This window comes from Elusimicrobiota bacterium, from assembly GCA_026388155.1.
Taxonomy (GTDB): domain Bacteria; phylum Elusimicrobiota; class Elusimicrobia; order Elusimicrobiales; family UBA9959; genus UBA9634.
The window spans coordinates 89,011-98,861 of sequence record JAPLKI010000020.1 but is presented as its reverse complement, the minus strand read 5'-3'; the positions used below and the strand labels follow the sequence as shown (position 1 = coordinate 98,861).

Sequence of the window (9,851 nt, the reverse complement as noted above, 5' to 3'; positions counted from 1 at the left end):
GCGCGGCATTGAAAAAGACCAGGTGGAGCGCGGGCAGGTGATAGCCGCTCCCAAGACCTGCACGCCTCACAAGAAATTCAAGGGCGAGGCCTACATTCTGACGAAGGATGAAGGCGGGCGGCATACGCCGTTCTTCAAGGGCTATAAGCCGCAGTTCTATTTCCGGACGACGGACGTTACGGGCTCGGTGCAGCTGAAAGACGGGGCCGAGATGATAATGCCGGGCGATCACACGGAGATAACGGTGGAGCTTATAACGCCGATAGCCATGGAAAAAGGTTTGCGCTACGCCATCCGCGAGGGCGGCCACACGGTGGGTGCGGGCGTGGTGACGGAGATCGTCGAATAAGGAAACTATGACCGAACCTAAAAAAGAAGAGAAGAAGGCTGACGAGCAGCGGATCCGTATCCGTCTGAATTCTTACGACTACCGGCTTATTGACCAGTCCACGGCGCGTATTATTGAGACGGCGAAGCGGACGGGTGCGCTTATTGCTGGCCCGGTGCTTTTGCCGACGAAGATCCGGAAGTACACGGTGAACCGGTCTCCGCATGTGGACAAAAAATCGCGTGAGCAGTTCGAGATGCGCATTCACAAGCGGCTTATCGAGCTTATTAGTCCGACTTCGAAAACGGTGGACGAGCTGAAGAAGCTGGACCTACCGAGCGGTGTTGAGGTTAAGATTAAGCTGTAACAGCCTTGTCTTAGACCAGTCAGTGCTTTTGCCAACCCGGGATGTTCCAAAAGAACATCCCGGGTTTATTATTGAGTTCTTTATATAATCGGTAACGCCGACTATACGGTATAACTAAGCGGGGGCCTGTCGGCAGGGTGTATTTGCGGGGGCCGGGTCGGCCAGCGCGGCCGCCCTTATCCTCCCGCTCCTGAATGCCCAGGTCGCGGTCCGGAAAACCCCCGCAAATACACCCTGCCGCCACCCCTCCAAATTATTCCCCGGCGTGTTCTTAAATTTAAGGTTATTGACCCCTTGCCCCGCACTTTGGCACTGTTTGTGAAAAAGTGCGGGGCGCCCTGTTCATGATACATCGCACTTACCCGCCCATCTTAACGCGACAGACGGTTGTCGCGTTGGTCTGCTAGGATATTTGTGTAAAAGCTTATTTATATGGGGGAAATATGAAATCTATGATTCCGGCAGATGCGATAGAACAAAAAATACTTTTTATCCGCGGGTATAAGGTTATGCTTGATCGGGACCTTGCGCTTCTATATAGGGTCGGTACACGGGATTTAAATAAAGCGGTTTTTCGTAATCCGGAGCGATTCCCAGGTGATTTTATGTTTCAGTTACAGAAAGATGAGTTTAAAAACTTGATGTTCCAAATTGGAACATCAAGTTGGGGTGGAACCAGAAAATGCCCTATGCTTTTACAGAGCATGGAATATTGATGCTTTCATCCGTCCTGAGGAGTCGGCGTGCTATAGATGTCAATATTCAGATAATGCGGGCTTTTGTTAAGTTGCGCCAGTTGCTTAATACTCATAAAGAATTGGCCCGCAAGTTGGCGGAGCTGGAAAAGAAATACGACGCGCAGTTTAAGAGCGTCTTTGACGCCATAAAAATGCTGATGGCCCCGCCCGTTGAGCCCGACCTCGGCCACAGAAAAATCATCGGCTTTAAACCGGAAAAGTAGATTGATACTATCGCTTTTGCCCAGTGGTTGCAGCCAGCCTTATAATTAATCGCCCATTGTCGGGAAAAGGTACCAGGTACCTTTTTGGGGTGGGGGCGGTAAAATCATCTCTTCATAGGCAAAAACCAACGCGACAGACTGTTGTCGTGTTCACCTGCTATACTTAAAAAGGTAGCAGGTACCTTTTTAAGGGGGGCTTATGCCTAGAGCTTTGAGGATAGCTTATCCGGGGGCGGTTTATCATATTAGAAGCCGAGGGAATGATCGGGGGGATGTCTTCGGGGATGATGACGACCGGAGATATTACTTGGACCTGCTTTGCAGCGTAATTTCAGCTTTCCGGCTGAAAATATACGCCTACGCGCTGATGTCCAACCATATACATCTTTTTCTTAAAACGCTCCTCCCAAATATCAGCGAGGCCATGCACAGGCTTAACCTGGACTACTCAATTTATTTTAATAAGCGGCACGGTAAGACGGGGCATTTGTTTGAAAGCCGGTTTAAAAGCAAGCTGGTTCAGGAAGACCGTTATTTTCTGGCTCTGCTGCGGTATATTCATATGAATCCGGTAAAGGCCGGCATTGTGTCCGCGCCTGAGGAATATGACTGGAGCAGTCACCGGGCTTACCTGGGAGACACGGACAGGGTCGTCTCCAACCCAAAAGAGGCGCTGCTGTTTTTCAGCGACAACTTGGAGCGCGCCCGCGCGGCCTACTTGGACTTCCTAGGCCAACCCATCCCTGAAAAAGAGTGGAATATACTGAATAAAGAACGCAACGGCATTCTGGGCGACGCCCTTTTCCGCCACTCCCTCAAAAAGGCAGCGGGAGTTTTTTAAAATTAAACTTGGTATCGAAAAATGCGATGCCACATTGTTCAAGGTCACAATTTGTGACCACCTCTCCCGGGATTGGTAAAAGGTTTTTTTTATTTTTCGGGACGGGGCTTTGTAAGGATATCACAGTTTGTGATATCCTTATAATAGTATTCAGTCGTTCTCTAAGATGCCGATTTGACACCTTAGAAGTGCAAAAGATGTTTGGGAAAAGGTACCCGGTATCTTTTTTAAGGTCGTCTGCGGATTTCGGAGGAACTATGAACAATTGCTTTAAAAAAACAGTTTCCAGCGGCTGCGGCATCGTTACGCTGTTTTTCCTGCTTTCCGCCCTGCTGCCGGCTGATCTTTACGCCCGGGCGGGCGGAGGCGGCGGGGGCGGAGGCGGGGGCGGGATCCTGGGGATCATTCTCTACCCGTTCCTTCTGATCTACATCGGTATTCTCCACTTTAAGATCTCCCGGAAGAATCAAGAGGCTGACGCGCTCATAGAAAAGATCTCAGTCACGGACAGCGGCTGGAGGATGGAGAGTTTAAAGCACAGGATAGAGGAATGCTACTTCAAGGTACAGGAAGCCTGGATGGAAAGGAACCAGGACCTGGCCAGGGACTACATGAGCCGGGGCTTGTACGACAAGCACAAGGCGCAGACGGACCTGATGATCAAAGACCATGAGAAGAACATTCTGAAAGAAATCAATCTTCTCCAGGCTAAGATCGTGGAAGCGATAGATTACAAAGACAACTCTAAGGACCTTTTCTGGGTTTACATCAGCGGCTCGATGATAGATTATACGGTGAAGGATAACACCGGCGAAGTGATAAAGGGAAACCCGGACGAAGCCGGAAAATTTTCCGAGTTGTGGAAATTCATCCGGGACGATGACGGCCGCTGGGTGCTCGACGATATAGACCAGGATGTGGGTCTCGACGACCTCTCTTCGTTCAAGTCCAAGAGCGAGCAGGCGTGAGGGTAATGGGGTCAGGTTTTGATTTTTAGCGTTTTACAGCAGACGCCGGTTTTAGGGGATAGGGGACGCAGCTTCCTATCTTCCTAACTTCTGAAGAGCGAAGCCGCCGGGGCCATGCACTTTGTCAAAAGCGCCAAAGTGCGTGGTAAAAAGCCTGGCGGTTTTGTTTTGGTAGAATATCGGAAAGGGACTAGACATATGCAGCCTGATTATCCGCTTTACAAGGAGATGGTGCGCCGGGGTTCGCGCGGGTGCTGGTTCTGGCGCATCGGCAACTGGCTTTATTCCGCCGGCCTGCTGGGGATAGTCCTTATCCTTATAGTGTGGCCTGTGGTGTTATACTTCAAGTTCGGCAAGACGGGGATAGCCTACGCGGTGACCCTACTTGTGATGGCGGGGCTATCGTCGCTGGGGAGCTTCCTGAGGCGTATCTCCTACAGGATAGCCCTGAGCGAGGGGATAGACATAACCCAATATTTCGAGAAGCCCGCGGCCGGTGAAACCGGCCGGAAGTAGGGGACGCCTGCTTTCATGGTTAAAAAAACCGAACTTTTAAAAGATGCGCGGAGCGATAACCGCGAGGAGTGCTATGCCTGCTATAGGGCGAAAAAGAACTGTTTATGTGACGGCATAAAACCCTTCTCTACGAGGATGCACTTCGTGATCCTCATGCATGCCAAAGAAGCCAAAAGACAAAAAACGGGGACAGCCCGGCTTGCAAAATTATGCTTAACGAACTCGGAACTTTTAATAGGGACTGATTTTACGAGCAATGATCGGGTTAATTCCCTGCTCCGGGACCCCTCCTATAGCCCTTTTGTCCTGTACCCCGGGCCTAAAGCCGTGAATTTCAAAACCCCGGGGAACGATCTCCCCGGACCGGAAGGGAAAACTCTTCTGATCTTTGTTATAGACGGGACATGGGCCTGCGCCAAAAGTCTTTTAAACAGAAGCCAGAACATCCGCGCCTTACCCCGGCTCTCTTTTTCCCGCAGCTATATCTCCCGGTTTGCGATTAAAAAACAGCCCAGGGAACACTGTGTTTCTACCATAGAGGCCATCTACTATTTAGGCAAGGAGGCTGAAGAAGCCGGCTATGAAAATCTTAATGCACAAAGTGAAACCCTGATGGTTGTTTTTAAAAAACTGGTTGATACCCAGATCAATTACCAGGGGCATATGGGACGTTGCTCATAGAGGAAAAAGCAGTAGCCTTTTGGGGTTCAAAAAAAAGGCCGTCCGGATTGCACGGACGGCCTTTTCTTTTTTAAACAGGTTTTACTTTGCGGCGGCCTGCTGGAGCTGGCCCAGAACTTCGGAGTTCACGTTTATGGGCGCCTCTACCGGCGGAACATAGACTATGTCCTTAACAGCGGGCGGCAGCTGGACGGCCGCAGGATCGTAGGGGACCGGCCCTTCCAGCACAGGTTCCACGCCCTTCTTGGGAGCTGGGATGGAAAGCGACTGGGTGCCGCCGGTGGTGGTCATGAAGATCTTCGCGCCCGAGGCCCGCAGGCGGTCGAGGGCTTCCCTGTGTGGGTGCCCGTATACGTTGTTCAACCCGACCGAAATTATGGCCACCTTGGGCTTCACGACGTTCAGAAATTCAGTGGAGGAGGCCCCACGCGACCCGTGGTGCCCGACTTTCAGCGCATAAGCGGGGAGGTCCGCTTTAAAATCGCGTATCATATTGGCCTCTATCGTCGCCTCGGCGTCGCCCATGAAAAGCAGGTTGCTCCTGTTATAGGATATGCTGAGGACTATGGAACAGTTATTGGTGTCGTCGTTGTTATTGCTCTGGGCGGGCTTCGTGCAGTTATTGAGGACTTTCACTTTCACCTTCGGGTCCCATTTAAGCATCTCGCCTATCTCGGGGTAATGCACCTTGCAGCCCGGCTCCACTTTGGCGAGCGCGCGCACTTCCTCGTCGCCCATGGCGTCTATGTCGTCCAGTTTGCTGTCGTAAAAGTTCTTGACTTCGAATTTGTTGAAGACCGTTTTGAGGCCGACAAAATGATCGCTGTGCGGGTGGGTCAGCACCACATAGTCTATTGTGGTCACGCCCTTGGTTTTAAGGAATTTATAGATCTGGTCGCCGGCCGGGCCGCCGTCTATAAGGACGTTCTTGCCGGAGGGAAGTTCTATATATTCGGAGTCGCCCTGGTTGACGTCCACGTAATAAACGTTGAGCTGGGCCCAGAGATTGGAGGAAGCGAGCAGGAGGAGTGATAAAATACCGGTTAGTTTATTCATGATGTCTCACTTTTGACTGAAATGCCCGCAGGTTCATAATATATTGTAGCGGAACCGTGTATTTTATAAAGGGCCAAAGTGCCTATAGTGCCCATGTCATTTGCGGGAAAAGGCAGCAGGAGCCTTTTGCTAGAATATTAGAGAAAAGGTGCCAGGCACCTTTTTAAGGGGCTGGGTTACGGCAAAGTCAATTTGAAATAATGGGGGAGTAAAAAGGTTAAAAATCATGGAAGATAAAATCTATGTGACCAGGAGTAGTAAGTTTTTTGATTTTCTGATAGGTTTTGTTCTCATTGGAGGCATATTTGATCTTGCCTTGAAGTTTACTTTGCCAATAAATAATTATATGTGGGTAACTCCGTTATTGGCGGCTGCCGCGCTTGGGGGATTAATGCTGTCAATGTATTTATACCAGAAGCGGAAATATATGGGGATAGGTCTCTTCTCCCTGCTGGTTTGCCACGTATTGGCGGTCTCACCGTATTTATTAATGTTGGTCTTCAAATAAGGAAAAGGCAGCAGGAGCTTTTTGTGGTTTCTACGCGGGCGATAAGATGCTTTCGTTTCCCGCATATCCGGTGAACAACACGAGACTGGAGGCTGGCTATGAGTGAATGTTCCGTGATAAGAAAGACTGTCTGGACGGTTCTTTTTATTGTGTCGGCGGCGCTGTGTAACGAAGGGAACTGCGCGGTCATAAGATCTTCACTCCCTTCCGAAGTGCCCGGGATAAACATCCCGAATGTTCATGTCGTCTCCACTGGCCCTTCCGGCGCGATACTGCGCGGCAATGCGCCGTTACCGGAAGAGATAAGCCAGCTGAAGAATTATGGCGTCACCGATGTGCTGATATTCAAGGAAAGCGACGCGGATGTGAAGCGGGAAAAGGCCGGGTTGGCCGCCGCGGGCTACTACTTTCCCGGTCGCCTGCACCAGGTCGAATTCCCCTGGAAGGACATGGGGCCGTTCAAACTAAATTGCGAGAAGACGATAGAGGCACTGAACGAACTCCTGACTATCTCCGGTATTCCGCGAAGGACTATCTTCTTCCACTGTACCGTTGGAGAAGACCGCACCGGTTATCTGGCCGGGCTTTACCGGATGTTGGCCGAAGGCTGGGATAAAGACAAAGCTTTCGACCAGGAAATGTGCGGGAACGGTTACGAGGCCGGCGACCCGCAGAAGCCGGAATCGGTGGTCAAGGCTATCCGTGCCGGGCTTACTCCGATGTATTTAAGAATGGCCGAATTGATCTCCTCCGGGGCGCTCACCCTGAATAAAATTGACAGCTCCGTATGCAATACCGAGCCGAAACTTCCCCCGGGGGCCGATGAAAAATATAAATGCCTCCGGTCGCGCCCGTCCGGTATGATAGGAGGGAGATAAGGGGCAAAGGTACCTGGTACCTTTTTTGCTCAACTGTTTAAGTGACACCGCATGGCGGTTTCCACCCTTTCCCAACGGCTGAGGGGACACCGCATGGCGGTTTCCCCTCCTACGCAAGCCCCGCCCTTTTGGTTCCAATGCAAATCCAAAAGAGCGGGGCAAGTATTGGCCGTCTGATGCACACCGTGCCTGAGACGGCACCTACGCAAGTATTGTATTATAGCGGGAGGGAATGTTTTGTAAATTTTTTCAGGCGTCCGGAGATATTATGAAAGCACGGCATATCGCAGTGGCGGTTATAATCTCAGCACTGATGTCCCCGGCGGGGTACTGCGCCGGACCGCAGAAGAAATCCGCCCATAAGCCGGCTCAGCAAGTAGAATGGGTTTCCATTCCCGGCGGCAGGTTCACGATGGGCACTAATGACTTTTATGACGCGAAGCCTGCTCATACGGTAACCATTGAAACGTTCCAGATGTCCAAAACTCCGGTGACAGTAGGGCAATACGCCAAGTGCGTTGTTAAAGGCAGGTGCACGGCTCCGGACGCGCTCAGCGATTGCAACTGGGGAAAAACCGGCAGGCAGAACCATCCGATAAACTGCGTGGACTGGGATCAGGCGGATCGGTATGCCAAGTTCATGGATGCCAGGCTGCCCAGCGAGGCTGAATGGGAATACGCGGCTACCAGCGGCGGCAGGGAGCAGAAATACCCCTGGGGCAACGAGGCCCCTGCCAGTGATCTGGCCGTGATAGATACGAGCGGCACTATGGCGGTTTGTTCCAAGCCCAAGGGCAATACGGCGCAGGGGTTATGCGATATGTCGGGGAATGTCGAGCAGTGGGTGCAGGATGTGTATAAGGATTCATATGACGACGCACCCGTAAACGGCGGCGCGTATGAAGGTGCGTGCTCCGTACGGGGAGGGGAAGGTACGTGTAACGCGAGGATAATTCGTGGCGGCGCCTTTTCCATCGTTGACTTCAGGCTGCGGGCCGATAACCGCGATACCGCCGGCCCGGATAGCCGCCGCGCCGATATCGGGTTCCGCCTTGCCAGGTAGATTATAGGACAAGGCAGCAAGAGCCTTTTGGGGTTAAATCCTGAAAATAACACATCTCATAGGCAAAAACTAACGCAACGGAAATCACACTCTTTAACACGCCGCGGGGTTATTAAAAGTTAAAATATAATGCGGCCGGGCTTTTTAGACGGTTGGGCCGAGCCTGAAACTTATAAAAGGAGATCGGTGAGAACTATATGATCAATTGTCCAAAATGTTCTTCTGAGGCGCTGGTTGAGACCCCTGCCCTGGGAAATATCCCGCTCGACGTATGCCCGGGCTGCTCCGGGATCTGGTTCGACAAGGGCGAACTTGAAGCCTTTCTTAAACAATCGCAGGGTTGGAACTCGGCGGACTTTACTCTTATTAACCCCAAGGCCGAGGGCCTCGTATGCCCCCGCTGCAAAAACAGGATGTCGCGCGGAGGCCTGGTGAATCCGCTCTTATTGGTGGACAGATGTCAGTCCTGCGGCGGTGTCTGGCTGGATTCGCACGAACTGGATCTAGTAAGGAAACTGCTTGGCCTTTCCGGGGGGACCGCCGAAGTGACGGTGTCCAGGCCCGCCGCGGCCCCGGTCGCGCCGCCGGCGTGGGACGTTAAATCCGCGCTGATAAAGCTTGTCTCCGCGGCCGGCGCTATACTGGGGCTCATTGGCGTAAGTTTCGAAATGTACCTTTATTTCAGCCCGGCGACTGCAGTGTCGCATGCGCCGTCCGTGGGTTTGTTCGTTGCCAGCGTCCTGTTTTTCGCCGGCGGTATTTTCGGCCTGAACCGGAATTAAGGGGGCAATATATTTAATTCGGCTTGATAAAACCGCCGGGAATAACGGCGGTTTTTGTTTTGGGCGGTTTGGTAGAATATTAGTGTGATATGAAAGATTATTCGGATCTCAGGATGCATACGGCGGAACATCTGCTGAACCAGACAGTAGTGCGCGTACTGGGGTGCGGGCGGGCGTTCAGTTCGCACATAGAGAAGAAGAAATCCAAATGCGACTACCGCTTTCAGCGGGATCTGACCGCGGAGGAGAAAATAGAGATAGAGCGGCGGGTGAACGAGGCCATAAAAGCCGCCATGCCCGTGCGGGAGGAGTTCATCGCCAGAAGCGAAGCCGAGGCTGGGCTGGACCTGGGCCGTCTGCCCGAGGGGGCGGCTGGGGACAAGCTGCGCGTTATACGCATCGGGGATTACGATGCCTGCCTATGCATAGGCCCGCACGCGGACTCAACCGGCGAACTGGGCTGTTTCAGGATAATTTCAACCGGCTTCGCGGACGGCGTGCTGCGGATCCGGTTCAAGCTGGATGCGTCCCCCGCCTGCGGGGGGAAACCGGGGACAGACACCGGTTTTATGGGGCGGAATACGGATGATTTGGAGGGGATATGAAGATAGAGGTCAGGAAACCTACTGAGAGCGAGAGGAAAGAGGCTTCGGGGTGGCCGGTCTGGGAGAAGGAGGTTTCTTCTTTTCCGTGGAGCTATAGTGAAAAGGAGACCTGCCTTATACTTGAAGGCGAAATTACCGTTAAGGCCGGGAAGGACGAGGTCTCCTTTAAGGGCGGGGATTACGTGATATTCCCGGAAGGTCTGGAATGCGTCTGGAACATCAGGAAAGCCGTCAGGAAACATTATAAGTTCGGTTGAACATCCTGAAACTTGAGGCGCCAATTTGGAACCTCAAGTT

The 9,851-nt window shown here is 52.1% G+C and carries 12 protein-coding genes and 2 pseudogenes; 13 read left to right on the top strand and 1 reads right to left on the bottom strand.

From position 1 onward, the window contains the following. The 7 genes and pseudogenes from tuf to NTX59_09575 all read left to right on the top strand — a co-directional run. A partial coding sequence (gene tuf, locus NTX59_09605) for an elongation factor Tu (protein ID MCX5785930.1) occupies positions 1–349 on the top strand: 349 nt, incomplete at its 5' end. A 7-nt stretch (positions 350–356) separates the two neighbouring features. Then, complete coding sequence (gene rpsJ, locus NTX59_09600) at positions 357–695, top strand: 30S ribosomal protein S10 (GenBank protein ID MCX5785929.1); 339 nt, start codon at positions 357–359, stop codon at positions 693–695. A 452-nt stretch (positions 696–1,147) separates the two neighbouring features. Then, positions 1,148–1,656 (top strand): annotated as a pseudogene (locus NTX59_09595) (ORF6N domain-containing protein). A gap of 199 nt (positions 1,657–1,855) precedes the next feature. Further along, the gene (locus NTX59_09590) at positions 1,856–2,497 is read left to right on the top strand and encodes a transposase (GenBank protein MCX5785928.1); all 642 of its coding nucleotides are present in this window, start codon (positions 1,856–1,858) and stop codon (positions 2,495–2,497) included. 257 nt (positions 2,498–2,754) lie between these two features. Next, on the top strand, positions 2,755–3,465 hold the full coding sequence (locus NTX59_09585; protein ID MCX5785927.1) for a Tim44-like domain-containing protein: 711 nt from the start codon (positions 2,755–2,757) through the stop codon (positions 3,463–3,465). A gap of 198 nt (positions 3,466–3,663) precedes the next feature. Beyond that, the gene (locus NTX59_09580) at positions 3,664–3,981 is read left to right on the top strand and encodes a hypothetical protein (protein MCX5785926.1); all 318 of its coding nucleotides are present in this window, start codon (positions 3,664–3,666) and stop codon (positions 3,979–3,981) included. A 15-nt stretch (positions 3,982–3,996) separates the two neighbouring features. Further along, positions 3,997–4,662: a DTW domain-containing protein gene (locus NTX59_09575; GenBank protein ID MCX5785925.1), complete on the top strand. Its 666-nt coding sequence runs from the start codon at positions 3,997–3,999 to the stop codon at positions 4,660–4,662. An 81-nt stretch (positions 4,663–4,743) separates the two neighbouring features. On the opposite strand, the gene NTX59_09570 is transcribed toward NTX59_09575, so the two are convergent. Beyond that, the gene (locus NTX59_09570; protein MCX5785924.1) at positions 4,744–5,718 is read right to left on the bottom strand and encodes an MBL fold metallo-hydrolase; all 975 of its coding nucleotides are present in this window, start codon (positions 5,716–5,718) and stop codon (positions 4,744–4,746) included. Positions 5,719–5,944: 226 nt separating this feature from the next. Here NTX59_09570 and NTX59_09565 point away from each other — a divergent pair, with 226 nt between their 5' ends. The 6 genes and pseudogenes from NTX59_09565 (at position 5,945) to NTX59_09540 (ending at position 9,811) form a co-directional block, all read left to right on the top strand. Further along, on the top strand, positions 5,945–6,226 hold the full coding sequence (locus NTX59_09565) for a hypothetical protein (protein MCX5785923.1): 282 nt from the start codon (positions 5,945–5,947) through the stop codon (positions 6,224–6,226). Between the two features lie 98 nt (positions 6,227–6,324). Then, on the top strand, positions 6,325–7,104 hold the full coding sequence (locus tag NTX59_09560) for a tyrosine-protein phosphatase (protein ID MCX5785922.1): 780 nt from the start codon (positions 6,325–6,327) through the stop codon (positions 7,102–7,104). A 268-nt stretch (positions 7,105–7,372) separates the two neighbouring features. Then, positions 7,373–8,167 carry an SUMF1/EgtB/PvdO family nonheme iron enzyme gene (locus NTX59_09555; GenBank protein MCX5785921.1) on the top strand — a complete coding sequence of 265 codons (795 nt, stop codon included), beginning with the start codon at positions 7,373–7,375 and terminating at the stop codon, positions 8,165–8,167. A 197-nt stretch (positions 8,168–8,364) separates the two neighbouring features. Next, positions 8,365–8,949, top strand: a complete 585-nt coding sequence (locus tag NTX59_09550; protein ID MCX5785920.1) for a zf-TFIIB domain-containing protein — start codon at positions 8,365–8,367, stop codon at positions 8,947–8,949. 89 nt (positions 8,950–9,038) lie between these two features. Then, a pseudogene (locus tag NTX59_09545) lies at positions 9,039–9,470 on the top strand (hypothetical protein). Between the two features lie 80 nt (positions 9,471–9,550). Continuing rightward, complete coding sequence (locus tag NTX59_09540) at positions 9,551–9,811, top strand: cupin domain-containing protein (GenBank protein MCX5785919.1); 261 nt, start codon at positions 9,551–9,553, stop codon at positions 9,809–9,811. The last annotated feature ends 40 nt before the right edge of the window (positions 9,812–9,851 follow it).